Raw genomic sequence first — 23,492 nt, forward strand, 5'->3', positions numbered from 1 at the left:
TGTTTTGTTGCCAAGGCCATCGGCCCGGGAGAGGGAAACTTGATGGGCAAAAAAGGGGTGTTTGTGTCAGAAAATACGCGAAAGCAGCGCGGTGACGGCGGTCTCCACCCGCAAGATGCGATCACCCAGCTGCACCGGCGCCAGGCCTGCCTTGCCCAGCAGGTCGATTTCGTAGGGGATCCAGCCTCCCTCGGGGCCGATGGCCAGGGTAACGGCTTGTTCTACGGCGCGCGGACAGGCTGGGTAAGGGCCGGGGTGGCCGACCAGGCCCAGGGTGCCGGCGGCGATGGTGGGCAGGCGGTCTTCGACAAAAGGCTTGAAGCGCTTTTCGATGATGACCTCGGGCAGCACGGTGTCGCGCGCTTGTTCCAGGCCCAGGATCAGGTTCTCGCGAATGGTGTCGGGCTGCAGGAAAGGCGTTTGCCAGAAGCTTTTCTCGACTTTGTAGCTGTTCAGCAGGATCAACCGCGGCACGCCCAGTGTGGCCACGGTCTGGAACAGCCGTCGCAGCATTTTGGGCCGAGGCACCGCCAGCACCAGGGTCAGCGGCAGCTTGGCCGGTGGCTGCCGGTCGAAGGTCACTGCCAGCTCGGCTTCGTGTTTTTCCAGGCGCAGCACCGTGGCCTTGCCCATCAGGCCATTGATACGGCCCACGCGCAGGTTGTCGCCCACCGCCACGCGGTGGATTTCCTGCATATGGGTGAAGCGCCGATCAGCAAGAACGACGCGGTTGGCCGAAACGAAGTCGGTCTCTTCAAGAAGCAACAGGTTCACGGTTGGGTCGCAGGTGGCTGGTCGTTATGGTCGTCGGCGGTTTCGTCGTGGGCGCTGCGCTTGCGGATCAGGCTGCCGCACAGCACACCGATCTCGAACAGCAGCCACATGGGCACGGCCAGCAGGGTCTGGGAGAAAATGTCCGGTGGGGTGAGGACCATGCCGACCACGAAGCAGCCGATGATCACATACGGGCGGGCCTTTTTCAGGTACTTCACGTCGACGACGCCGATCCACACCAGCAGCACCACTGCCACCGGGATTTCGAAGGCCACGCCAAAGGCGAAGAACAGCGTCATCACGAAGTCGAGGTAGCTTGCGATGTCGGTCATCATCGAAACGCCTTCTGGCGTGGCGCTGGCGAAGAAACCGAAGATCAGCGGGAATACCAGGAAATAGGCGAAGGCCATGCCGGCATAGAACAGGAAGATGCTCGACACCAACAGTGGAATGGCGATGCGCTTTTCATGGCGGTATAGCCCTGGCGCGATAAAGCCCCAGATCTGCTGGAGGATGAACGGGATGGCCAGGAACAGCGAGACGATCATGGTCAGCTTGAACGGCGTGAGGAACGGCGAGGCCACATCGGTGGCGATCATCGTCGCATTGGCCGGCAAGTGCTCGCGCAGTGGCGCGGAAACCAGTGTGTAGATCTGCTGGGCGAAGGAGAACAGCCCGGCAAAGATCAGGAAAATGACGGCAACGCAGCGCAGTAGGCGGGTGCGCAGTTCGGTCAGGTGTGAAACCAGCGGCATCGGCTGGTCGTGTTCCGGATTCTCGCTCATGGGGCTCGCGGCGGTTGAGGCGGTTCAGACGGTGCGGCCGGGGCAGCAGGTGCTTCGACCGGCCTGGCTTCGAGCCCGGCAGGTGGCTGCACGCTGGCCGTGGTGACCGGCGGCTGCGCGGGTGGCGTCATTGGGTTGAGGATGCGCTTGGCTTCCTCTTCCATCTGCAGGATGTGCTCGTTATGCAGCTGGCGGCGGATGTCGTCGGCGCCAATTTCTCGCTCCACTTCCATCTTGATGCTATTGAAGCTGCGCTTGAGCCGGCCGATCCACAGGCCTGCCGTGCGCGCGGCACCCGGCAGGCGCTCGGGGCCGAGCACCAGCAGGGCGACCAGGCCGACGAGCAGCAGCTCGCTGAAACTCATGCCGAACATGGGTCAGTCTTTCCGCTGCGGCTCTTGGACCGGTTGTGCCTGGCCTTCGATTGTGTGGCCTTGTTGCGGCTGCGCGGTGTTTTGCACCGGCGGCACAGGCTGGGCAGGCGGCGGAGTCTGCTCGGCCGGCTTGGACTCTTCCTCGTTCATGGCCTTGCGGAAGCCCTTGATCGATTCGCCCAGGTCGCTGCCGAAGTTCTTCAGTTTCTTGGTGCCGAACACCAGAACCACGACCACCAGCAGGACGATCCAGTGTTTCCAGTCAAAGATACCCATTTCGTACTCCTGAGAATTGTGTGTACAGCATATCGATCCGGCAACCCGGTGCCTGTGGGAGCGGGCGCCCCCAATAAAACGTCAGGCAGATGGCTGGCGTGCGGCCTTCTCATCATGCCCGGACAAGCCGAAGCGGCGTTCCAGTTCATCCAGCACGGCTTGTGGATGCTGGCCCAGCGCACTGAGCATCACCAGGCTATGAAACCACAGGTCGGCGGTTTCGTAGATGACATCGCTGTAATCCTTGCTGATCTGGGCATCCTTGGCAGCAATGATCGTTTCGACCGACTCTTCGCCGAGCTTTTCAAGGATCTTGTTCAGGCCCTTGTGGTACAGGCTGGCCACGTAGGAGCTGTCAGGCGCCGCTTGCTTGCGTTCTTCAAGCACTTCGGCCAGGCGGTTGAGGGTGTCGCTCATGTCAGTGTCCTGCGTTGTAGATGGCATCCGGGTCCTTCAGGACCGGGTCGACGATTTTCCACTGGCCGTCTTCATAGACGCGGTAGAAGCAGCTTTCACGACCGGTATGGCAGGCGATATGACCCAGTTGCTCGACCATCAGGATGATCACGTCGGCGTCGCAGTCCAGGCGCAGCTCATGCAGTTTTTGCACATGCCCGGATTCCTCGCCTTTACGCCACAGCTTGCCACGCGAACGCGACCAGTAGATGGCACGCTGCTCGGCGGCTGTCAGGGCCAGCGATTCACGGTTCATCCAGGCCATCATCAGCACACGTCCGGTCTTGTGGTCCTGAGCGATTGCCGGTACCAGGCCATCGCTGTTCCACTTGATCTCGTCCAGCCAGTCTTTCATCGTCGACTCCAAAGCGGGCCCGCTCCTGTGCCGAGCCCTTTGCGCTAGTGTGCCAGCCACAGGCGCGGCTGGCTATTGGCGCACGATCAGGTAAAGGCCCGCAGCCAGCATCAACCAGGCGGGCCAGGCGGCCGGGGCGGCCAGGCTGGCGGTTTCAGCAGCGCCTGCGGCCAAAACTGCGCCACCGCCGAGCAGGCCGGCGCCGAGCAGGCGCAGCGCCCAGCGGTCGCCCTGGCGGCGCCGTTCCGGCAATTGTGGATCGTGCAGGTGAGGCTGCGACAGGCGTTCGAGCAGGTCGCGGGTCATGCCGGCCAGGTGCGGCAGTTGCTCGACCTGGCTGTGCAGGTTGCCGAACACGGCCTTGGGGCTATAGCGGTCGCGCATCCAGCGTTCGAGGTACGGTTTGGCGGTGCTCCACAGGTCCAGGTCGGGGTACAGCTGACGGCCCAGGCCTTCGATGTTGAGCAGGGTTTTCTGCAGCAATACCAACTGTGGCTGCACTTCCATGTTGAAGCGCCGTGCGGTCTGGAACAGGCGCATCAGCACTTGGCCGAAGGAAATATCTTTTAACGGTTTTTCGAAGATCGGCTCGCACACGGTGCGAATCGCTGCTTCGAACTCGTTGACCTTGGTGTTTGCCGGCACCCAGCCCGAGTCGATGTGCAACTGGGCCACGCGGCGGTAGTCACGTTTGAAGAAGGCAAACAGGTTGCGCGCCAGGTAGTCCTGGTCCTCGGCGGTGAGGCTGCCGACGATGCCGCAGTCGATGGCAATGTACTGCGGGCTCCACGGCTTGACCGTGCTGACGAAGATGTTGCCGGGGTGCATGTCGGCATGGAAGAAGCTGTCGCGGAACACCTGGGTGAAGAACACTTCCACGCCGCGCTCGGCCAGCAGCTTCATGTCGGTGCGCTGGTCGGCCAGGGTGGTCATGTCGGTCACCGGTACGCCGTAGATGCGCTCCATCACCAGCACCTTGGGGCGGCACAGGTCCCAGTACACCTGGGGCACGTACATCAGCTCGGAGCCTTCGAAGTTGCGCCGCAGCTGGCTGGCGTTGGCAGCCTCGCGCAGCAGGTCGAGCTCGTCGTAGATGGTTTTTTCGTAGTCGCCGACGATTTCCACCGGGTGCAAGCGACGGGCATCCGCCGAGGCACGTTCAGCGGCCTTTGCGATCAGGAACAGCCAGGCCAGGTCCTGGGCGATGACCGGTTTCAGGCCCGGACGCACCACCTTGACCACCACCTCTTCGCCGGTTTTCAGGCGTGCGGCGTGCACCTGGGCCACCGAGGCCGAGGCCAGTGGCTCGACGTCGAAGCGGCTGAACACCTCGCCGACCTTCGCACCGAGCTGTTCCTCGATCAAGGCCACGGCTTTTTTCGGGTCGAAGGGGGGGACACGGTCCTGCAACCGCATCAGCTCGTCGGCGATGTCGGGGGGGAGCAGGTCGCGGCGGGTGGAAAGCAGCTGGCCGAACTTGATGAAGATCGGCCCCAGGTCCTGCAGCGCCAGGCGCAGGCGCGCGCCGCGGCTGAGCTCGGTGGGTTTGCGTGGCAGCCAGCGCCATGGCATCAACAGGCGCAGGCTGGCCAGCCACCAGGGCAGCAAGGGTTGGTCGAACAGCAGGTCATCGAGGCGGTAGCGGATCACCACACGCTGGATGCGAAAAAGACGTCGGACGGCGAGCAGCTTCATGCGTTATCGCTGGTATCAAGGGATCGGGACAGGCGCCTGAGGCGCGCTTCGAGGCGTTCTGTATCAAGCTTCAAGGCATCGAGCTCGCTGAAGGCGGCTTCGGCCTCGCGCTTGCCGACCAGGGTACGGGATTCTTCGGCCAGGTATTCGGACAGGCTCTGGCTGAAACGTGCCAGGCCTTGGCGAGTCCAGCGAGCGCGCAGGCGGATATGGCCGGCCAGCATTGCCGTGGCGACCGGACCAAGCCAGCGTTGCAGCTCGTGCTCCCAGTCCAGTTCCAGGTCCTGCAGCACACCAAACAGGTCGAGCAGTACGGCGCTGTCGCCGTGCAGCTCGACCTGCGGGCTGTGCAGCACGGCGGTCTTGTCCTTGGCCAGGGCCAGTTGCGCCAGGCTACCGGCGGGGGCACGCAGGCTGCAGTCGACCTCACCCTGCCAGTGGGCGGCGAGCATCAGGCCTTCTTCGTCGGGCAGGATGAACAGCTGCAGGGCTGGTTGGCGGCAGTCGATTTCGATGACCTTGCCTTCCAGCGCGGCCAGCCGCGGCAGGGCCGTGCTGTCCAGGCGCAGGATGCGGTTCAGGCCATGTTCGACGCTGGCGAGCAGCCCGGCCAGCAACATCAGGGTTTGATTCCCCGGTGCACGGCAACGATGCCGCTGGTCATGTTGTGGTAGGTGACGCGGTCGAAACCGGCCTCGACCATCATGCTCTTCAGGGTTTCCTGGTCAGGGTGCATGCGGATCGACTCGGCGAGATAACGGTAGCTCTCGGCGTCATTGGTGATCAGCTTGCCAGCCAGCGGCATGAAGGCGAACGAGTAGGCGTCGTAGGCCTTGGACATCAGCTTGTTGGTCGGCTTGGAGAACTCCAGGATCAACAGGCGGCCACCGGGCTTGAGCACGCGCAGCATCGAACGGATGGCGGCGTCCTTGTGGGTGACGTTGCGCAGGCCGAAAGCGATGGTCACGCAGTCGAAGTGGTTGTCCGGGAACGGCAGCTTTTCAGCATCGGCCTGGACGAACTCGATATTGCCGGCCACGCCGCGGTCAAGCAGGCGGTCACGGCCTACCTTGAGCATCGAATCGTTGATGTCGGCCAGCACCACCTGCCCGGTCGGCCCGACAAGACGCGAGAACTTGGCCGCGAGGTCACCGGTACCGCCGGCGATGTCCAGCACGCGGTTGCCGCTGCGCACGCCCGACAGCTCGATGGTAAAGCGCTTCCACAGGCGGTGCATGCCGCCGGAAAGCACGTCGTTCATCAGGTCGTACTTGGCTGCCACCGAGTGGAACACTTCGGCAACTTTCCTTGCCTTCTGGCTTTCAGGTACGTCCTGATAGCCGAAATGGGTGGTGGGTTCGGCGTGGTCGCCTTTGCGCTGGTCGTTCATATCGCTTCACCGGAAAAAATTACCGCCATTCTAGGGCGAACGGGCGGATTTGTCTTGGCGGGGTGTGCCAGTGGGCAGGGGCGGGCATAATGCTCATTATGTCTACATCTTCAGGAACGCCTGCATGACCCAGATCAGCGTCGAACGCAAACACTCCCTCGGCCGTGATGCCGCCCGCGCCAAGGCCGAAGCGCTGGTCGACAAGCTCAGCCGCGAGTACGACCTCAAGGCCACCTGGAACGGCGACCGCGTGGACGTTGCGCGCAGTGGCGCCAATGGCAGCGTGCACATTGGCGACGACAGCATCCGCGTGGAATTGAAGCTGGGCATGATGCTGTCGATGATGAGTGGCACCATCAAGGGTGAGATCGAGCGGGCGCTGGACAAGGCCCTGGCCTGAGCCGGCGCCGCTCTCTGGCTACTGCGGCGCGTCCGCCGGGAAGGGAATGATACCAATCACCTGCTCCAGGCGCAGATCGCCGCGGTAGATCGCGATGCGCTCCCGTGCGCTTGCTGCTTGCTCGAGCAGGGCCTTGCGGCCCCTTACGCCCGCATCCCAGAATTTGAGGTGGCCCTTGACGAAGTCATGCCCCCTCGCTTCGAGGCTGGGATAATGAAAATGCGCCTCCCACAGTAACCGCTGTGGCGCTTGCACATCGCGAACCTCGTAGACGTCGAGGTAATCATTGGCGTGACGTAACTGCCGGCGAATCACGGTTTGCCTGATCCGAATCCGCTTCTGCTCAGCCAGGAAGCGAAGGGCCTTGCCGTCGGGATGGCGGGTGTTCAGATACGCGTCGGTGAGTAGCCGAAGTTTTTCGTGATGGACGCGGTCTACCGCTGCCCGAAGGAGTTCGACCAAGCCGTAATCCAGTGGATTGTTAAGCTCGGTCAGTTGCTGCTGCACTTCGCGCATGTCACCTGCCGGCCATTCCAGAAAGTCGCTCAGGCTGTTGGGCTCATCGGCATAGTGAGCGGCGAAGGCGATTTTTCCATCCACCTCTGCCAGCAGGCGGTTTGCTCGCTGGCGCAACTGTGCCCGGTCATGCAGGGCCGGCCGCGCGTGCTCAGGCACGGCATGCCACACCCCGTCGCGTTGCGCGAAACTGCCCGCAGGCTCCTGGTTGAATGCACTGCGCTGGATGGCCCGGTTGCCCATTTGATCGATTTCCACCAGCAGCGGTCGGCCTTGGTCAACACGGATGACCCGGCGCTTGATCGTTGCGGGGCGATGATAGGGCGCTGGCGAGGGGGGACTGATGCCACTGTCGAGGTTGGTCAAGGTCGCGCTCAGTTGCTGCTCCGTGATCTGGGTAATGGAGGACAGTTCGCGTATGTATTCGTCCAGTACGTCAGCGACCAGCGCAGGCGAGTCCAGTGTCCTCATGTATTGGGCTCGATCCAGCACGGTACGGTATTTCTGAAGGATATCCTGAAGCAGTTCGGCTTTGACTTGGGCCGTCTCTTCGGTGGCTGCCAGCCCGTCGTGGCTCCACACTGTGCGGCTGAATTCGATGCCGCTGAGCGGCGCGCGCATCGCAAGCAAGTCCTCGGCCGTGTCCGCAGAGAGGCGGGTCTTGTCCACGGCGAGGTAGGCCAGGTCACTGAGCAGCTGGGCCCGAATGACCAGTGTCGAATACGTCCTGCGTTCAATGGTCTGGGCGAGTTTCGTGGCTTTATTGGGAAAATCGATCTTGGGGTCCTGCAGTGTTTCCGCCAGGATCCGATCCAGCCGCTGGCTGACGACAAGCAGGCGGCGGCTGGCCTGGCTAGAATCGCGTACCCGTTCGCGATAATCGAGGTATTGCTGTATCTGCTCGGCAGTCTCTGGAACGCGGGGCAGCCCGATGGACTGTGCGCTCAGTGCCTGGTGGTCGACCTGCTCCAGCAAGCGGCGGCACAGCAGCATGTCGTTTTCGATGGCTGCACCGTACCAATTGCCGTATCGGCGTCGGTTCGGGGCTCGGGTGTCGAATTTGCTGAACCGTGGTTCGGCCATCTCCTTGAACACTTCGATGTTCCCATGCAACAGCGTGCTCTGCCGTTCCAGGTAGAGTGCGGATGCCCTGATCTCTGGCAAGTGGCGCAGGCGCTGGGCTTTGAGTGCCTGCCTCTGAAGTTGCAATGCTGGCGGCGGTGAAGCGCGCTCCTGTGCAGGCAGAGCATCGACAGCCAGGCTGTACTCCAGCGCGAGGTCGTCATAAACCTGCAGTTGCACTTGACTGCGTTCCATCAGTGGCGCCATCTGATTAAGCGTGTATTGATTCGCCGTGGCGGTTGCGCTCAACGTGTCGAACCGTTGGCGGTTTTCAGCGTTGATGGTGTGCCTGTCCTTTGGCATGCCGCCAAAGAGGCTCACGTTCAAAGTCCATTGTTCATGCCAGCGCGTAAGCCATGGCCCTTTTTGCCGCTCACGACCAATGATGTGGTAACCGTCCGGGTCGCCATTCCATTGCGACACCCATTCGCTGTTGCTCGGCTCGGGCCCGATGATCTGCATGCCGTTCCAGGTCTCGATGACCTCATAGGCGTCATCGCCGAGCTTGACGTAGTAACGGCCGGCGATGCTGTACAGCCCCCGCAGACGGCCCTTTGCCAGTGGCACGTGCCCTTCCAGCGGCTGCGAAGCTTGCAATTGGGCCATTGACTGACGCACCTGGACCGACAGCTTGCTCAGGCTCTGCTCCTCACACCAGGCATTTACCCGCATGATCCTGGGCTGCGTCGCCTCGACGGGGGCCTGCCAGGGTTTCTCCTGTGGCTGCTCGAGCGCTGGCGGCGGGGAGTCTGCCTTCGGTGCAGGGCCTGAAAAACGGAGCGTAGCGGCCTCTTCGCTGTTGACGGGTGGCGTTGCAGGGCGGTGGGCAAGGAGCAAGGCCAGGTTGGTGATCAGGTCTATGGCAGCGACGATCTTGTTGTCACCGCTGCGCTTGATCAGCGCCTCCACGTCTTCCTTGGCTGCCGACAGCGCCACCACCAGCCACACCAGGGTGGTCATCGGGCCATGCCAAAGTTGGGTGACGGTATTGAAGATCGCCCAAGCAGCCTCCTTCACCAAAGCCCGCACTTCTTGAGCATTGGAGACGCTGTTGCTGGCTGAGGCCAATAACATGGTCTCGATACGGGCGTTGAACAGATGAGTGTCCAGGTCTTCCGTCCACGCCTGGAACGAGGCCTGGACCGGGCGTCTGAGGCGTTGCAAAAGGCCGTCCAGCAGCTCGACCGGCACATTGAGCAAGTGCGTCAGCGTTGTAATATTCGGGTGCAAGTGCGGGTGCTTGAACCCGTCGTTCTGGTAAATCGGACGCGCGTCATCGTCGAGCCAGGCCAATACGCTCTCTTGCAGTTCGCCCCTGCTGCGGATTGCGTCCATCAACAGTTCGAGGGTCGGAAATTCCTGCAACGCCTTGTCGACATAGAATGGGCGGTACAAGACCCAACTGCCGCTTGCCGGTATTTCGATGATGAACATCCCGTGTGCCACATCGCTTGCCGAAGCGCCAGGCGCGCAAAGGAACGCCAGGGGGGCGATGCGCAGAAGGTCCACGCCATTGTCCATGCCCTGGCAGAACCTGAGCATTGCCTGGCTTGCCGTTTCGCCAAGCTGTTGCTCGATCTTGGCCTTCAGGGTGCTGAACCGAAGGGCGTAACGCCATTCCCTGGCATGCTGTCGTATCCGCTCGGCCCTGCGCGGTTGGGTGTTGACTTGGTCCTTCAGGTAGGAGGGGTAGTGACCGCCGATGTCGACCTGATGAATCAGGCCCCTGATCTGGTCGATGCTCAGCCAGTCGGTTACAGGCGAGCCGTCCTCGAAATTCATCCCGCTCATCACCTCGCCAGCCTCCAGCCGCAGGCGTGAAATTGCCAGGTCGGTCAGGGGCACCGTGCGCAAGAACAGTGACTGCCCTTGTGTGCCGGGGCCGATGATGGCCTGGGAAATGCGGATGTGCACCTCGTTCGGGTCGTGTACCGCCTTGTCTGGGTAGCTGGTCTGCAGGGTCTCACGCAAGCGGCGAGCGGCGTAATCACGGATATCCTCGACATCGCCCAGCGATGTGCGACCTTTCGACCGACCTTGGTTCGCCGCCAGATCGAGCAGTGCAGTGTGATAGGCATAGCGGTCCTCAGCGCTGGCATTGAGCAGCCATCGCGGCGGGCTGACGGCGGGTGCAGTTCGTTCCTGTGAAGGCAGGTCGAAGAAGTAAGCTGACGGGTCGCTCACCTGGCGCAGTTGTCGCTCCAACTCGTCGACGGTTGCCAGTCCACCAAGACGCAGGCGTCCGATGTCGTCAAGGATATCGTTCAGCAGCTGCCTGGCCTGGAAGGCGAAAGGCCGTCCGATCACCGGTGTGTGCGCCCAGGACAACGCCTCGAAGCGATAGCGTTGCGCTAGCTGCTGTTGCAGCGCAGTGGCAAAGCTGGGCAGGTCGACATGGCGACGAACCGAACCGCAGGGCTTGCATTGCAGAACCAGGTTGCGGTTGCCACTTGTGGTGATGAGCAATAGATCCGGTAGGGTAACGGTGTGTGCCCCGCTATCCGTTCCGAGCGTGACTTGTATCGCCTCGACAGCCAGGCTGTCGTGTACCCCGTCGAGCAGGGTGTACATTGCCGCTGTTTCATCATCTTCAAGGCCTTGGCGAGGGAGGTTCTCGAGCAATGCGGCCTTGATGGTGTGTTCCAGCCAGAGCATGCGCGAGATTTGGCTGTCTTCGTCGAATCCGTTCCAGAAGCCGACCTGGGCTTGCTGGAAGGCGGGTATCAACGCACCAAGCACGGTATCGAAGTCATCGCTGAGCTTCGTCAGGTCCGGCATGATTTCGGGTTGGCGAATGTTGTCCTGGCCTTGCTGCTGAACTTGAAACACATGGGGAGGGCTGATGCTCAGCTTGTCTGCGGCGCCCAGTTGCACACGTTCCTTGGTCAGGAAATGCCGGAGAAGCTCGTCCAGCAGCCCGCTCTGACGTGGCAGATCATCTGTGCTGGCCGGTGCATGCAGGATGACGAAAGGGTCGAGCGATGTGATATGAGGATGGTTGCGGTGCAACCATGGATACCGGTCGCTGAAAGTCAGGAATGCTTCCTTTGATAAAACGTCCCGCAGGCTGGGTCGTTTGGAGAAACAGGCTGCCACGCTTTGCTTGAACGTCAGCCTGGGTGGGTTTGCTACAACAGTCATGGCGTCGATGTCCGTGAGGTGAAGCTTGCGACGCTAGCGCTATGGGCGAAGGGGCTTGCGGTATATAGATGCGACAACGAAGACCTTAGGGTGAGGTTTCTAATTTTCTTCCCTACCTTATGTTCAAGCCCAACCTCCGTGGGCGGTTTTCCACCACTCATGAGCATGAGGTACACAGCATGGCCAAAGTGATTGTGAAGAAAAAAGACGAAGCCCTGGGCACGCTTGGCGAGGTGCGCGGCTATGCGCGCAAGATCTGGCTGGCCGGTATCGGCGCCTACGCCCGCGTTGGTCAGGAAGGCTCTGATTATTTCAAGGAGCTGGTCAGGGCGGGTGAAAGTGTCGAGACGCGCGGCAAGAAGCGCATCGACAAAGAGCTCGATGCCGCCAACCACCAGCTTGACGAAGTCGGTGAAGAAGTGAGCCGCGTACCCGGCAAGGTAGAAATTCAACTCGACAAGATCGAAAAAGCTTTTGACGCACGGGTCGGTCGCGCCTTGAATCGCCTGGGTATTCCGTCTAAACATGACGTTGAGGCGTTGTCGATCAAGCTTGAACAGTTACATGAGCTGCTTGAGCGTGTCGCGCACAAACCATAAGGAGAGCAGGATGGCTGGCAAGAAGAACACCGAAAAAGAAGGCAGCTCCTGGGTCGGCGGGATCGAGAAATACTCCCGCAAGATCTGGCTGGCGGGGCTGGGTATCTATTCGAAGATCGACCAGGACGGACCGAAGCTGTTCGACTCGTTGGTGAAGGATGGCGAGAAGGCCGAGAAGCAGGCGAAAAAGACGGCTGAAGATGTTGCCGAGACTGCCAAGTCTTCGACCACTTCGCGGGTGTCGGGCGTGAAGGACCGTGCGCTGGGCAAGTGGAGCGAACTCGAAGAAGCCTTCGACAAGCGCCTTAACAGCGCCATCTCGCGTCTTGGCGTGCCGAGCCGCAACGAGATCAAGGCACTGCACCAGCAGGTGGATAGCCTGACCAAGCAGATCGAGAAGTTGACCGGTGCTTCGGTTACGCCGATTTCTTCGCGCACTTCGACGAAGCCGGCTGCGGGCAAGGCCGCGGCCAAGCCACTGGCCAAGGCAGCGGCAGCCAAGCCTGCTGCTAAAACCGCAGCGGCAAAACCCGCAGCCAAGCCAGCAGCCAAGCCTGCAGCGGCCAAACCTGCGGCAGCCAAGAAACCTGCGGTGAAGAAAGCTCCAGCCAAACCGGCAGCGGCCAAACCAGCAGCACCAGCTGCCAGCGCTGCGCCTGCTGCGACCACAGCACCGGCACCTGCCGCTTCCCCGGCCAGCAGCACGCCGTCGGCACCGACTGGCACCGGTACCCTGATCTGATACCGCGTCGCTTTCTTCGCGGGCTCGCCCGCTCCCACAGGTACAGCGCAGATCCGAACATCAGCGCAGACCCTGTGGGAGCGGGCATGCCCGCGAAGGCCCCACCACGGATCTGCTCGGCCTACCCCTCCAGGTACTTCATCGCCAGTTGCTCCGCCGCTGCCCGGGCCTGGGCCTGCAGATGCGGCGCCACCAGCATCATCACCTGGTACACCACGATCCCCACATCCCCCTCGCGCCCCAGCACACGCTGGTAATCCAGCGAGAACATCAGCGTCAGGGTGATCTGCTCCACCAGTTGCCCCAGCGCCTGGGTATCACTCTCTACCAGCCCCTGGCTCTTGAGGCTGGCCAGCAGCGCTGCCAGCGTGCGTTTGAGCGCATTGATCAGGCCGCGCATGCCTCGGGCGAGCTTGGGCAGGCGCCCGGTGAGGTTGGACAAGTCCTGGAAAAGGAAGCGGTACTGAGCCATGCGCTCGACGATCAAGTGCAGAAACAGCCAATAATCCTCTGCGTCCAGACGCACCTCCAGCGGCGGGTCCAGCAGCGGCATCAACGCTTCCTCAAAACGCTCGAACAAGCCCAGTACCAAGGGCTCCTTGCCATGGAAGTGGTAGTACAGGTTGCCTGGGCTGATGCCGAGTTCGTTGGCAATTTCCAGGGTGGATACGTTGGGTTCGCCCTGCTGGTTGAACAACTGCAGGGCGCATTCAAGGATACGGTCGCGGGTTTTCATCCAGTCAGCAGCTCATCGGGTCAGCACGTAGGTGCCTGGCGCGGGGCCTAGCGGTGGGTAAGTGGCGTTGCCCAGTTCAGTGCGCGGCGCCTTGAGCAGGCCGGAGCGGGCGGTGATCCACTCCAGCCACAACGGCCACCAGCTGCCTTCGCTGCGCTTGGCATCGTGGAACCAGGCGCGCGGGTCGTTGCTCAGCTTGGGGTTGGCCAGGTAGTAGGCCTTGGGGTTGCCTGGCGGGTTGATGATGCTCTGGATATGCCCGCTGTTGGCCAGCACGAAGCGCCGCTCGCCACCCAGCAGTAACGCCGAGCGGTACACCGCATCCCATGGCGTGATGTGGTCGTTGCTGCCGGCCACGGTAAAGCTGTCGATATTGACCTGCTGCAGGTCGATCGGCGTACCGCACACCTCCAGCCCGGACGCGTAGGTCAAGGGGTTGAGCTTGAAAAACTCCAGCAGGTCGCCATGCAGCGCGGCGGGCAGGCGCGTGCTGTCGGCATTCCAGTACAGGATGTCGAAAGCCGGCGGTGTCTTGCCGAGCAGGTAGTTGTTGACCCAGTAGTTCCAGATCAGGTCGTTGGGCCGCATCCAGGCAAAGATCCGCGCCACTTCGCCACCGTCCAGCACGCCACGCTGATAGGAGCGCCGCTTGGCCGCTTCGATGGTTTGTTCATCGGCGAACAGGCTGGCCGGGCTTTCGAACTTGCTGTCCAGCAAGCTGACCAGATACGTGGCACTGCGCACCCGGCGCAATTGCTTCTTGGCTTGCAGGTGGCCTTGCAGTGCGGCCATGGTCAGGCCACCGGCACAGGCGCCCATCAGGTTGGGGTCGCGGTTGCCGCTGATACTGCGGCAGGCATTGAGCGCTTCCTCCAGGGCTTGCACGTAGCTGGAAAGGCCCCATTCACGGTGGCGTGGGTCGGGGTTACGCCAGCTGACCATGAACACCTGCAAGCCGCTTTTGAGCATGTACTGGACGAAGCTGTTGGTAGCGCTGAGGTCGAAGATGTAGAACTTGTTGATCTGAGGCGGCACGACCAGCAGTGGGCGTGCGTGCTGCTTTTCGCTCATCGGCGAGTACTGGATCAGCTCCAGCAGCTCGTTGCGAAATACCACTGCGCCAGGGGTTGCGGCCAGGTTAACGCCCACTTCAAAGGCGCGCTCGTCCACCTGACGCGGCAGCCCATCGTTGTGACGCAGGTCGTCGAGCAGGTGGGCCACGCCGCGCACCAGGCTCTGGCCGCCGGTGTTGAACAGCTCCTTGACCGCCAGCGGATTGAGCAGTGAGTTGCTGGGCGCCAGCGCATCGTTGATCAGGTTGAACAGGAAGTGGGCGCGGGCTCGATCATCGTCGTTCAAGTGGCCTTCATCGATCCACTGGCGTGTCTGCTTCTGCCAGGCCAGATAGGCCTGCAGGCTGCGGCGGTAGAACGGGTTCTGGCTCCAGGTCGGGTCACTGAAGCGTGCGTCACGCGGGTTCGGCTGGTAGGGCGTGTCCCCCAGCATCACCCGCCCCAACTGCCCGCCAAGCGCCAGCAGATGGTGTGCGGCATGCAGCGGGTGGCGCAGGCCGTGGCGGCCGACGTTGCGTAGCGTGGAAAGCAGGTCGCGGCCGCGAAGGCCGAGGATGGCGTTCTGCACGTTCATGCGGGTGGCGGGGAGCGTTGTCGATCCTTTGGCCGGTTTGTCTTTCATGGCAACACTCCCTCGTCTAATCCATTTCCCTGTCAGGCCGCAGCTGTTTCACCCCCCCGAAGCCGGACGGGGATGCATGACCGCACGCTGACGTTCTTCCTGCAGGAACTTCATGATGATCGGGGCGACGGCTTCTGCCCGGGTGATCAGGAACAGATGGCCGTCGTCGATAATGTGTAGCTGGGCATTGGGAATCCGCCAGGCCAGCAGGCGCATGTTGATCAGCGGGATCAGCGGGTCGTCGTCGCCGGCCAGTACCAGGGTGGGCTGCTGGATCTTGTGCAGCCAGTGGATGCTGGTCCAGCCGAGCCCGGCGAACAGCTGCCAGTAGTAGCCCAGCTTGCCGCCGGAGCGCACCTTGGCGGCATGGTGCATGGCCAGGTCGGGGTCACGTCGGAAGCCGCCGCCATAGATCATCGGCGCAATGCGGATGACATGCGATGGCTGCACGTAACGCCGGGGGCTGGCCATCATCCATAGCACCTTGGGCTTGCCTGGCACCATGACCGCACCGGCAGCGGTGGCGGCCAGCACCAGCTTCTTGCAGCGCTCGGGGTAATCGTGAGCAAACTGCTGGGCCAGGGCGCCGCCCCAGGACACGCCGATGACGTTGACCTGGCCGTAGTCGAGGTAGTCGAGCATCCGCGCGGTCAGCTTGGCCAGCCCAGGGAAGCGGTACGGGTTGCGTGGCGTAGACGAGCCGCCGACCCCGGGCACATCGAAGGCGATGACTTCCAGGTCCGGGTCAAGTGCTTCGATGAAAGGAAACACCAGCTCGAGGTTGGCGCCGATGCCGTTGAAGATCAGCAACGGCGTCAGGTGCGGCTTGCCGGGGCGAACAGCGGTGCGGATGGACTGGTTGTCCAGCTCGACGGTCCTGAAGATATAGGGTTGCGGCATGCACGTGACTCTTGGGTGAAGTAAACACCGTGGCGCCTTGCAGGCCGCCACGGCGCTGTAACTCAACGCTCGTGAACGTAGGTGCCTGGGGAGGCTTCACCGGCGGCATACGCACGGTTGCCCAGGCGGGTCGGTGCCTTTTTCAGCGCGCCGGCACGCTCGCCCAGCCAACTCTGCCAGTGCAACCACCAGGAGTCTGCATGCTTGATGGCGTTTTCCTGCCAGGCCACCGGGTCGCCCGGGCGGTCGGCACCGGTCATGAAACGTGCCTTCGGGTTACCCGGCGGGTTGAGGATGCTCTGGATATGCCCGCTGTTGGACAGTACGAATTCGATCTTGCCGCCGAACAGATGTGCCGAGCGGTAGCATGACGGCCATGGGGTGATGTGGTCGTTGGTGCCGGCGAGGCTGTAGATGTCGCATTTGACCTGTTTCAGGTCGATCGCGGTGCCGCACACTTCCAGGGCGTCGGGGCGGGTCAGCGGGTTGCTCTTGAACATTTCGATCAGGTCGCCGTGGAAGGCGGCCGGCAGGCGCGTGGTGTCGTTGTTCCAGAACAGGATGTCGAACACGGGGGGCTCATTGCCGAGCAGGTAGTTGTTTACCCAGTAATTCCAGATCAGGTCGTTGGGGCGCATCCAGGCGAACACCTTGGCCATTTCGCTGCCTTCCAGCACGCCCGCCTGATAGGAGTGGCGCTTGGCAGCCTCCAAGGTCTGCTCGTCGACAAACAATGCGACCTGGTTGTCCATGGTGGTGTCCAGCACGCTGACCAGCAGGGTCAGGGCGTTGACCTTGTTCTCGCCAATGGCGGCATAGTGGCCCACCAGCGCGGTGCAGGTGATACCGCCGGAGCAGGCGCCGAGCATGTTCAAGTCTTTGCTGCCGGTAATCGCCAGCACCGCGTCGACGGCTTCTTTCAGCGCATCGATGTAGGTGGACAGGCCCCACTCGCGCTGGGCCTTGGTCGGGTTGCGCCAGCTGATGATGAAGGTCTGCTGCTGCGAGCGCAGGCAGAAACGCGCCAGGCTCTTTTCTGGGCTGAGGTCGAACACGTAGAACTTGTTGATCTGCGGTGGTACCACCAGCAGCGGGCGGGCATGCACCTGTTCGGTGATGGGGCTGTACTGGATCAGCTCCAGCACATCGTTGCGGTATACCACCGCGCCTTCGCTGGTGCCCAGGTTCTTGCCCACTTCGAAGGCATCCATGTTCACCTGGCTGGGCATGCCGCCGTTATTGACCATGTCCTTGGCCAGGTTGGACAGGCCATCGAGCAGGCTCTTGCCGCCGGTTTCGAAGAAGCGTTTGACCGCAGCCGGGTTGGACAGGGTATTGGTCGGCGCCATGGCCTCGGTCATCAGGTTGATGACGAACTGGCCGCGGCTGATGTCCTGGGGGGACAGGTCGCTGCTGCTGACCCAGTCCTGCAGCTCCTTGCGCCAGGCCAGATAGGTTTGCAGGTAGCGGCGGTACAGCGGGTTGTTGCTCCAGGCCGGGTCATTGAAGCGACGGTCGTCGCTTTCCGGGGCCAGGCTGGATTTGCCCAGCAGCACGTTCTTCAGCTCCAGGCCAAAGTGAGCCACATGTTTGGCGCTGTGCAGCGGTTGGCGCACGGCCTGGCGCAGCACGGTGCGTGCCGAGCTCAACAGGTCCTTGCGGCGGATGCCGATGACCGGGTTCAGCCCCAGGGTGTTTTCCGAGGCCTGCCGCTGCAGCTCATCGTTGTTCTTGTTACTCATCTACGACGCTCCGTTGTCCTGAGACGAGTACCGGTTGCTGTGGCGGGTGCACAGCCCTGAGCCCGGTACTGCTACTCGGGTGACCAGTGATAAGGAACAGCGGTGCTGCGTGGCTCCTGACGACCTGAAAAGCCATGCAGGGAACTTGCCACACACATTGGTTACCCGACTTTCGTGTAATGCGCAAGACAGCCCTTCACTGGGCTGTCTTCAAGTCATTCAAACAGATGAATTTAGAAAATGCGCTCTAAACCCCGCAGGCCTTGCGCTAGAGCATGAGCTTGACCACAGATTCGGCCGGGTCGCGGGATTTGCCGGCCTTGTGTAACTCGTCGAGGTACTCCGCCCACAGTTGTTCCTGGCGCAAGCACAGTTGCTCAAGGTATTCCCAGGTGAACAAGCCGCTGTCATGACCGTCGTCGAAGGTCAGTTTCAGTGCATATTGGCCGGCAGGTTCCAGGCCACTGAGGCCGACATTGATCTTGCCGAACTGCAGGATGGGATTGCCGTGGCCCTGGACCTCGGCGGAGGGAGAGTGCACGCGCAGGAATTCGGCGGGCAGGTGGTAGACCTCGCCGGGCGCGTAGGTGAGGCTGAGGGTTTTGGAGGCTTTGTGCAGGTTGATGGCGGTAGGCAGGCGGGCCATGGGCAGAATCTCTCGGGAGCTGATGAAGCACAGCTTCCAGCTTATGGGAAAGGGATTCAAGGGCCTCTTCACGGGCAAGCCCGCCCCTGCACAGATCACGACATGCCTTGGGCCTGTGGTGGTCCGTATAGGAGCGGGCGTGCCCGCGAAGCTGTCGAAACCGGTCTTACAGAATGTAACGCGACAGGTCTTCGTTCTGTGCCAGCTCACCAAGGTGGCTGTTCACATACGCCGCGTCGATCTGGATCGGCGCTTCGTCATGGGTGCTGGCCAGGTCGCCCGCACTGAACGACACCTCTTCGAGCAAGCGCTCGAGCAGGGTGTGCAGGCGGCGGGCACCGATGTTTTCGGTTTTCTCGTTGACCTGGTAGGCAATCTCGGCCAGGCGCTTGATGCCGTCGGCGAGGAACTCGATGTTCAGGCCTTCGGTCTTCAGCAATGCCTGGTACTGCTCGGTCAGCGACGCGTGCGGCTCTTGCAGGATGCGCTCGAAGTCTTCCGGGGTCAGTGCCTTCAGCTCGACACGGATCGGCAGGCGGCCTTGCAGCTCGGGCACCAGGTCGCTCGGCTTGCTCAGGTGGAAGGCACCCGAGGCAATGAACAGAATGTGGTCGGTCTTGACCATGCCCAGCTTGGTGTTGACGGTGCAGCCTTCGATCAGCGGCAGCAGGTCGCGCTGCACGCCTTCGCGGGACACGTCGGCGCCGCCAACGTTGCCACGCTTGGCAACCTTGTCGATTTCGTCGATAAACACGATGCCGTGCTGTTCGACCGCTTCCAGGGCCTTGGCCTTGAGCTCTTCCTCGTTGACCAGGCGGCTCGCTTCTTCATCGCGAACCATCTTCAGCGCTTCTTTTACCTTCAGCTTGCGCGCTTTGCGCTTGCCCTTGCCCATGTTGGCAAACAGGCTCTGCAGCTGGTTGGTCATTTCTTCCATACCGGGCGGCGCAGCAATTTCGACACCGACGGCATCGGCCACTTCGATCTCGATTTCCTTGTCGTCCAGCTGGCCTTCGCGCAGGCGCTTGCGGAACAGCTGGCGGGTGTTGGAGTCGCTGCTGGTCTGTGCGGCTTCTTCGCTGAAGCTGGTGACGCGCGCCTGGGGCAGCAGGGCGTCGAGGATGCGGTCTTCGGCGGCGTCTTCGGCGCGGTGGCGCACGCGGATGATTTCCTGCTCGCGCAGCATCTTCAGCGCGGCATCGGCCAGGTCACGGATGATCGACTCGACGTCGCGGCCCACGTAGCCCACTTCGGTGAATTTGGTGGCTTCGACCTTGAGGAACGGCGCGTTGGCCAGCTTGGCCAGACGGCGGGCGATTTCGGTCTTGCCGACGCCGGTAGGGCCGATCATCAGGATGTTCTTGGGGGTGACTTCGGCACGCAGCTCGGCAGGGAGCTGCATGCGCCGCCAGCGGTTGCGTAGCGCAATGGCCACGGCGCGCTTGGCGTCGTCCTGGCCGATGATGTGGCGGTTGAGTTCGTGGACGATCTCGCGGGGGGTCATGGACATGATCAATACGGTCCTTGGGCAGATGAGTCAGCGTGGAAAAGCCCCTTCGCCGGGAAGGGGCGCCAGAACAGCTGAATCAGTCGGCCAGGTCCTGCTCCTCGATGGTCAGGTTGTGGTTGGTGAACACGCAGATGTCGCCGGCGATGTTCAGGGCGGTCTCGGCGATTTCGCGGGCCGAGAGGTCGGTCTTGTTCAGCAGGGCACGGGCTGCGGCCTGGGCATAGGCGCCGCCGGAACCCATGGCGATCAGGCCGTCTTCGGGTTCGACCACGTCACCGTTGCCGGTGATGATCAGGGATGCATCCTTGTTGGCCACGGCGAGCATGGCTTCCAGGCGGCTCAGGGAGCGGTCGGTACGCCATTCCTTGGCCAGCTCGACGGCGGCGCGTACCAGGTGGCCCTGGTGTTTTTCCAGCTGACCTTCAAAGCGCTCGAACAGGGTGAAAGCGTCGGCGGTAGCGCCGGCGAAGCCCGCGATGACCTGGCCGTGGTACAGGCGGCGCACCTTCTTGGCGTTGCCTTTCATCACGGTGTTGCCAAGGGATACCTGGCCGTCGCCGCCCATGACGACTTTGCCGTTACGGCGGACAGAAACGATTGTGGTCAAGGGGAGAGTCTCCACGCAGCGGGGCGAAAGTGCCTGATGCAGACTCATATGGGGGTGGGGGGAAGGATTTCAACCGGGGGGGATGAATGGTCGCGCTTGGCGGGGGGACTATGTGAAGGCATTCGCGGGCATGCCCGCTCCCACAGGGTTACCACATGCCTTGGAATTGTGGTGATCCTGTGGGAGCGGGCGTGCCCGCGAAGCATGTTACTCAGGCCTCGTGGCAGACGTGGCCATCGACCAAGGTATAACGCACCGCACCCGGCAGGCAGTGGCCGATGAACGGGCAGTTCTCGCCGCGGGAGAACCATTGTTCGCCGGCAACGGTGGACGCTTGCGGGTCGAACAGCACCAGGTCGGCCGCGCCCCCCACTTTCAGCTCACCGGCCGGCAGGCGCAGGGCGGCAGCCGGGCCGCTGCTCAGACGGGCCAGCAAGGTCGGCAGGTCGAGCAGGCCGTCCTGCACCAGGGTCATGGCCAGTGGCAGCAGCAACTCGACGCTGCTGATACCCGGCTCGGTGGCGCCGAACGGGGCCAACTTGGCGTCGCGCTCGTGCGGCTGGTGGTGGCTGGAGATTGCCTGGATCACCCCCGACTTCACCGCCTCGCGCAATCCGTCACGGTCGGCAGCGGTGCGCAGTGGCGGCTGCACGTGGTACAGGCTGGAGAACTCGCGCAGCGACTCGTCCGTGAGGATCAGCTGGTACAGCGCTACATCGGCGGTCACAGGCAGGCCCAAGGCCTGGGCCTGGGCGATCAGCCGCGCGCCACGGGCACTGGTGATCTGGCTGAAGTGCGCACGCACGCCGCTTTGTTCCACCAGCAGCAGGTTGCGCGCCAGGGCCACGGTTTCGGCGCTTTCCGGGATGCCTGGCAGGCCGAGGAAGCTGGCCATGGCACCTTCGTGGGCCAGGCCGCCCTGGGCCAGATCGCGGTCCTGGGAGTGGAACACCACCGTCAGATCGAAGGTGGCGGCATACTCCAGGGCGCGGGCCAGGGTACGGTTGTTGGGGATTTCCTTCAGGCCGTTGCCAAATGCTACGCAACCGGTGTCACGCAGGGCCACCAGTTCGGCCAGTTGCTCGCCTTCCAGGCCCTTGGTCAGGGCGCCGACCGGGTAGACCTTGCTGTTGGCGGCTTCGCGGGCGCGGTCAAGGATAAGCTCGGCCACTGCCGATGTGTCCAGCACCGGCTTGGTCTGCGGCGGGCAGCACAGGCTGGTGACACCACCGGCAACGGCCGCGCGGGTTTCACTGGCGATGTTGCCTTTGCGGCTGTAACCCGGCTCGCGCAGGGACACGCCCAGGTCGACCAGGCCGGGCGCAGCGACAAGGCCAACAGCCTGGATCGTGCGGCTGGCGCTGAAACCGGCCGGTGCGGCGCCGATGGCGGCAATGCGGCCGCCGTCCAGGTGCAGGTCGGTGACCTGGTCCAGGCCGCTGTTGGGGTCGATGACCCGGGCGCCGAGAATACTGATGGTCACAGGGCGTTCTCCTGGTCGAATTGACGTTGCGCGTTCTGCCCGCTCATGGCCATGGACAGCACGGCCATGCGCACGGCGATGCCGTAGGTGACCTGGTTGAGGATCACCGAGTGCTTGCCGTCGGCAACCGCCGACTCGATTTCCACGCCACGGTTGATCGGGCCCGGGTGCATGACGATTGCATCGGGCTTGGCCGCGGCCAGGCGTGCAGTCGTCAGGCCGAACAGGCGGTAGAACTCGCCCTCGCTGGGGAGCAGGCCGCCGGCCATGCGCTCACGCTGCAGGCGCAGCATGATCACCACGTCGACGTCTTTCAGGCCTTCGGCGAGGTCGGTGTAGACCTTCACACCGTACTGCTCGATACCGATCGGGATCAGGGTTTTCGGGCCGATCACGCGAATGTCCGGGCAGCCCAGTGCCTTGAGGGCGAGCATGTCGGAACGGGCCACACGCGAGTGCAGGATGTCGCCGACGATGGCCACGGACAGGTTCTCGAAGCTGCCTTTGTGGCGGCGGATGGTGAGCATGTCGAGCATGCCCTGGGTCGGGTGCGCGTGGCGGCCGTCGCCGCCGTTGATCACGGCAACCTCCGGGCACACGTGCTCGGCGATGAAGTGCGCGGCGCCGGAGTCGGAATGGCGCACGACGAACATGTCGGCCGCCATGGCTTCGAGGTTGCGCAGGGTATCGAACAGGGTCTCGCCCTTGCTGGTCGAGGAGGTCGACACGTTCAGGCTGATTACGTCGGCCGACAGGCGCTGGGCTGCCAGTTCGAAGGTGGTACGGGTACGGGTCGAGTTCTCGAAGAACACGTTGCACACAGTCTTGCCGCGCAGCAACGGGACTTTTTTCACAGCCCGGGCGCCGACTTCCAGGAAGGAGTCGGCGGTTTCGAGGATCTCGGTGAGCAGTTCGCGGGGCAAACCGTCAAGCGAGAGGAAGTGGCGCAGCTGGCCCTGATCATTGAGCTGCAGCGGGCGCTTGGCGTCGATTGGCGTCATCGCGGGGGACTCTTAAAGGGCGGAAGCGGAGGCGAGGTCCTGGCGCTCGAGGGCGAGCGGTGCGGGTCCGGTCAATTTTACCCGTTCATGGGCGGCCAGCGACAGGGTGGCGCCGAGCACGTTCGGGCGAATCGGCAGTTCGCCGGCATCCAGGTCCAGCAGGCAGACCAGGGTAACGCTGGCCGGGCGGCCGTAATCGAACAGTTCGTTGAGCGCCGCGCGGATGGTACGACCGCTCATCAGCACGTCGTCCACCAGCACCAGGTGCTGGCCTTCGACTTCGAACGGCAACTCGGACGGACGCACTTGCGGGTGCAGGCCGTTCTGGCTGAAGTCGTCGCGGTAGAACGATACGTCCAGAGTACCCATGGGGCTGGTGTCGCCCATGGCTTCCTGCAGGGCCTGGGCAACCCAGACGCCGCCGGTGCGGATACCGATGTAACGGGGCTCGGTGATTGCCCGGCGCGCCAGGTGGGCACGAAGGTCGACAGCCATCTGCCGGATCAGCTCGGCGGGATTGGGTAGGCTCATTGCGGGCTCCTCGGAA

General features: G+C 62.7%; 23 protein-coding genes. 3 read left to right on the forward strand and 20 right to left on the reverse strand.

Annotation, left to right across the window (positions count from 1 at the left end):
• Positions 1 to 66: 66 nt before the first annotated feature.
• From J3A98_RS26170 to ubiE, 9 genes are all read right to left on the reverse strand, one after another.
• Complete coding sequence (locus tag J3A98_RS26170; RefSeq protein ID WP_209969543.1) at positions 67 to 774, reverse strand: 16S rRNA (uracil(1498)-N(3))-methyltransferase; 708 nt, start codon at positions 772 to 774, stop codon at positions 67 to 69.
• A complete protein-coding gene (gene tatC, locus J3A98_RS26175) occupies positions 771 to 1,559 on the reverse strand; it encodes a twin-arginine translocase subunit TatC (RefSeq protein WP_209969546.1) in 789 nt (262 codons plus the stop codon). The genes J3A98_RS26170 and tatC overlap by 4 nt, the downstream gene beginning before the upstream one ends.
• The gene (tatB, locus tag J3A98_RS26180) at positions 1,556 to 1,933 is read right to left on the reverse strand and encodes a Sec-independent protein translocase protein TatB (protein WP_020192064.1); all 378 of its coding nucleotides are present in this window, start codon (positions 1,931 to 1,933) and stop codon (positions 1,556 to 1,558) included. Before tatB ends, tatC begins: the two co-directional genes overlap by 4 nt.
• Positions 1,934 to 1,936: 3 nt before the next feature.
• Positions 1,937 to 2,209 (reverse strand): twin-arginine translocase TatA/TatE family subunit, encoded by a 273-nt coding sequence (locus J3A98_RS26185; protein WP_209969551.1) that lies wholly within the window; start codon positions 2,207 to 2,209, stop codon positions 1,937 to 1,939.
• A gap of 81 nt (positions 2,210 to 2,290) precedes the next feature.
• Positions 2,291 to 2,626: a phosphoribosyl-ATP diphosphatase gene (locus J3A98_RS26190; protein ID WP_003249283.1), complete on the reverse strand. Its 336-nt coding sequence runs from the start codon at positions 2,624 to 2,626 to the stop codon at positions 2,291 to 2,293.
• Between the two features lies 1 nt (position 2,627).
• Positions 2,628 to 3,020 (reverse strand): phosphoribosyl-AMP cyclohydrolase, encoded by a 393-nt coding sequence (gene hisI / locus J3A98_RS26195; RefSeq protein WP_021783739.1) that lies wholly within the window; start codon positions 3,018 to 3,020, stop codon positions 2,628 to 2,630.
• Between the two features lie 72 nt (positions 3,021 to 3,092).
• Complete coding sequence (gene ubiB / locus J3A98_RS26200; RefSeq protein ID WP_103443686.1) at positions 3,093 to 4,715, reverse strand: ubiquinone biosynthesis regulatory protein kinase UbiB; 1,623 nt, start codon at positions 4,713 to 4,715, stop codon at positions 3,093 to 3,095.
• The gene (locus tag J3A98_RS26205; RefSeq protein ID WP_209969556.1) at positions 4,712 to 5,335 is read right to left on the reverse strand and encodes an SCP2 sterol-binding domain-containing protein; all 624 of its coding nucleotides are present in this window, start codon (positions 5,333 to 5,335) and stop codon (positions 4,712 to 4,714) included. The genes ubiB and J3A98_RS26205 overlap by 4 nt, the downstream gene beginning before the upstream one ends.
• Positions 5,335 to 6,105 carry a bifunctional demethylmenaquinone methyltransferase/2-methoxy-6-polyprenyl-1,4-benzoquinol methylase UbiE gene (ubiE, locus tag J3A98_RS26210; protein WP_209969559.1) on the reverse strand — a complete coding sequence of 257 codons (771 nt, stop codon included), beginning with the start codon at positions 6,103 to 6,105 and terminating at the stop codon, positions 5,335 to 5,337. Before ubiE ends, J3A98_RS26205 begins: the two co-directional genes overlap by 1 nt.
• Before the next feature lie 124 nt (positions 6,106 to 6,229).
• Here ubiE and J3A98_RS26215 point away from each other — a divergent pair, with 124 nt between their 5' ends.
• Positions 6,230 to 6,505: a polyhydroxyalkanoic acid system family protein gene (locus J3A98_RS26215; protein ID WP_003249289.1), complete on the forward strand. Its 276-nt coding sequence runs from the start codon at positions 6,230 to 6,232 to the stop codon at positions 6,503 to 6,505.
• Between the two features lie 18 nt (positions 6,506 to 6,523).
• Here J3A98_RS26215 and J3A98_RS26220 read toward each other — a convergent pair whose 3' ends face one another.
• Positions 6,524 to 11,284 (reverse strand): DUF6543 domain-containing protein, encoded by a 4,761-nt coding sequence (locus J3A98_RS26220; protein WP_245354965.1) that lies wholly within the window; start codon positions 11,282 to 11,284, stop codon positions 6,524 to 6,526.
• Positions 11,285 to 11,463: 179 nt separating this feature from the next.
• On the opposite strand from J3A98_RS26220, the gene J3A98_RS26225 reads away from it, so the two are divergent.
• Positions 11,464 to 11,883, forward strand: coding sequence for a phasin family protein (locus tag J3A98_RS26225; protein ID WP_209969562.1), 420 nt, complete (start codon positions 11,464 to 11,466; stop codon positions 11,881 to 11,883).
• Positions 11,884 to 11,893: 10 nt separating this feature from the next.
• Positions 11,894 to 12,625, forward strand: a complete 732-nt coding sequence (locus tag J3A98_RS26230) for a phasin family protein (protein WP_209969566.1) — start codon at positions 11,894 to 11,896, stop codon at positions 12,623 to 12,625.
• A 121-nt stretch (positions 12,626 to 12,746) separates the two neighbouring features.
• On the opposite strand, the gene J3A98_RS26235 is transcribed toward J3A98_RS26230, so the two are convergent.
• The 10 genes from J3A98_RS26235 to pyrR form a co-directional block, all read right to left on the reverse strand.
• Positions 12,747 to 13,361, reverse strand: a complete 615-nt coding sequence (locus J3A98_RS26235) for a TetR/AcrR family transcriptional regulator (RefSeq protein WP_209969570.1) — start codon at positions 13,359 to 13,361, stop codon at positions 12,747 to 12,749.
• A gap of 12 nt (positions 13,362 to 13,373) precedes the next feature.
• Complete coding sequence (gene phaC / locus J3A98_RS26240) at positions 13,374 to 15,056, reverse strand: class II poly(R)-hydroxyalkanoic acid synthase (RefSeq protein ID WP_209969572.1); 1,683 nt, start codon at positions 15,054 to 15,056, stop codon at positions 13,374 to 13,376.
• A 48-nt stretch (positions 15,057 to 15,104) separates the two neighbouring features.
• Positions 15,105 to 15,956, reverse strand: a complete 852-nt coding sequence (gene phaZ / locus J3A98_RS26245; RefSeq protein WP_209969576.1) for a poly(3-hydroxyalkanoate) depolymerase — start codon at positions 15,954 to 15,956, stop codon at positions 15,105 to 15,107.
• 62 nt (positions 15,957 to 16,018) lie between these two features.
• Positions 16,019 to 17,698, reverse strand: coding sequence for a class II poly(R)-hydroxyalkanoic acid synthase (gene phaC / locus J3A98_RS26250; RefSeq protein ID WP_209969579.1), 1,680 nt, complete (start codon positions 17,696 to 17,698; stop codon positions 16,019 to 16,021).
• A 268-nt stretch (positions 17,699 to 17,966) separates the two neighbouring features.
• The gene (locus J3A98_RS26255) at positions 17,967 to 18,344 is read right to left on the reverse strand and encodes a DUF971 domain-containing protein (protein ID WP_003249306.1); all 378 of its coding nucleotides are present in this window, start codon (positions 18,342 to 18,344) and stop codon (positions 17,967 to 17,969) included.
• A 166-nt stretch (positions 18,345 to 18,510) separates the two neighbouring features.
• Positions 18,511 to 19,854, reverse strand: coding sequence for an ATP-dependent protease ATPase subunit HslU (hslU, locus tag J3A98_RS26260; protein WP_003249308.1), 1,344 nt, complete (start codon positions 19,852 to 19,854; stop codon positions 18,511 to 18,513).
• Positions 19,855 to 19,930: 76 nt separating this feature from the next.
• Positions 19,931 to 20,461, reverse strand: a complete 531-nt coding sequence (hslV, locus tag J3A98_RS26265) for an ATP-dependent protease subunit HslV (protein WP_003249309.1) — start codon at positions 20,459 to 20,461, stop codon at positions 19,931 to 19,933.
• A 211-nt stretch (positions 20,462 to 20,672) separates the two neighbouring features.
• Complete coding sequence (locus J3A98_RS26270; RefSeq protein ID WP_209969582.1) at positions 20,673 to 21,944, reverse strand: dihydroorotase; 1,272 nt, start codon at positions 21,942 to 21,944, stop codon at positions 20,673 to 20,675.
• Positions 21,941 to 22,945, reverse strand: a complete 1,005-nt coding sequence (locus tag J3A98_RS26275; RefSeq protein ID WP_209969585.1) for an aspartate carbamoyltransferase catalytic subunit — start codon at positions 22,943 to 22,945, stop codon at positions 21,941 to 21,943. Before J3A98_RS26275 ends, J3A98_RS26270 begins: the two co-directional genes overlap by 4 nt.
• 12 nt (positions 22,946 to 22,957) lie before the next feature.
• Positions 22,958 to 23,476, reverse strand: coding sequence for a bifunctional pyr operon transcriptional regulator/uracil phosphoribosyltransferase PyrR (pyrR, locus tag J3A98_RS26280; RefSeq protein WP_176683065.1), 519 nt, complete (start codon positions 23,474 to 23,476; stop codon positions 22,958 to 22,960).
• Positions 23,477 to 23,492 lie beyond the last annotated feature (16 nt).

Source organism: Pseudomonas sp. BP6 (assembly GCF_017875935.1).
GTDB lineage: Bacteria > Pseudomonadota > Gammaproteobacteria > Pseudomonadales > Pseudomonadaceae > Aquipseudomonas > Aquipseudomonas putida_Y.

Bases quoted from the DNA above. Each gene is read 5' to 3' on its own strand.
- tatC (WP_209969546.1), bottom strand. From the start codon at position 1,559: ATGAGCGAGAATCCGGAACACGACCAGCCGATGCCGCTGGTTTCACAC.
- tatB (WP_020192064.1), bottom strand. From the start codon at position 1,933: ATGTTCGGCATGAGTTTCAGCGAGCTGCTGCTCGTCGGCCTGGTCGCC.
- J3A98_RS26185 (WP_209969551.1), bottom strand. From the start codon at position 2,209: ATGGGTATCTTTGACTGGAAACACTGGATCGTCCTGCTGGTGGTCGTG.
- J3A98_RS26190 (WP_003249283.1), bottom strand. From the start codon at position 2,626: ATGAGCGACACCCTCAACCGCCTGGCCGAAGTGCTTGAAGAACGCAAG.
- hisI (WP_021783739.1), bottom strand. From the start codon at position 3,020: ATGAAAGACTGGCTGGACGAGATCAAGTGGAACAGCGATGGCCTGGTA.
- ubiB (WP_103443686.1), bottom strand. From the start codon at position 4,715: ATGAAGCTGCTCGCCGTCCGACGTCTTTTTCGCATCCAGCGTGTGGTG.
- J3A98_RS26205 (WP_209969556.1), bottom strand. From the start codon at position 5,335: ATGTTGCTGGCCGGGCTGCTCGCCAGCGTCGAACATGGCCTGAACCGC.
- ubiE (WP_209969559.1), bottom strand. From the start codon at position 6,105: ATGAACGACCAGCGCAAAGGCGACCACGCCGAACCCACCACCCATTTC.
- J3A98_RS26215 (WP_003249289.1), top strand. From the start codon at position 6,230: ATGACCCAGATCAGCGTCGAACGCAAACACTCCCTCGGCCGTGATGCC.
- J3A98_RS26220 (WP_245354965.1), bottom strand. From the start codon at position 11,284: ATGACTGTTGTAGCAAACCCACCCAGGCTGACGTTCAAGCAAAGCGTG.
- J3A98_RS26225 (WP_209969562.1), top strand. From the start codon at position 11,464: ATGGCCAAAGTGATTGTGAAGAAAAAAGACGAAGCCCTGGGCACGCTT.
- J3A98_RS26230 (WP_209969566.1), top strand. From the start codon at position 11,894: ATGGCTGGCAAGAAGAACACCGAAAAAGAAGGCAGCTCCTGGGTCGGC.
- J3A98_RS26235 (WP_209969570.1), bottom strand. From the start codon at position 13,361: ATGAAAACCCGCGACCGTATCCTTGAATGCGCCCTGCAGTTGTTCAAC.
- phaC (WP_209969572.1), bottom strand. From the start codon at position 15,056: ATGAAAGACAAACCGGCCAAAGGATCGACAACGCTCCCCGCCACCCGC.
- phaZ (WP_209969576.1), bottom strand. From the start codon at position 15,956: ATGCCGCAACCCTATATCTTCAGGACCGTCGAGCTGGACAACCAGTCC.
- phaC (WP_209969579.1), bottom strand. From the start codon at position 17,698: ATGAGTAACAAGAACAACGATGAGCTGCAGCGGCAGGCCTCGGAAAAC.
- J3A98_RS26255 (WP_003249306.1), bottom strand. From the start codon at position 18,344: ATGGCCCGCCTGCCTACCGCCATCAACCTGCACAAAGCCTCCAAAACC.
- hslU (WP_003249308.1), bottom strand. From the start codon at position 19,854: ATGTCCATGACCCCCCGCGAGATCGTCCACGAACTCAACCGCCACATC.
- J3A98_RS26275 (WP_209969585.1), bottom strand. From the start codon at position 22,945: ATGACGCCAATCGACGCCAAGCGCCCGCTGCAGCTCAATGATCAGGGC.
- pyrR (WP_176683065.1), bottom strand. From the start codon at position 23,476: ATGAGCCTACCCAATCCCGCCGAGCTGATCCGGCAGATGGCTGTCGAC.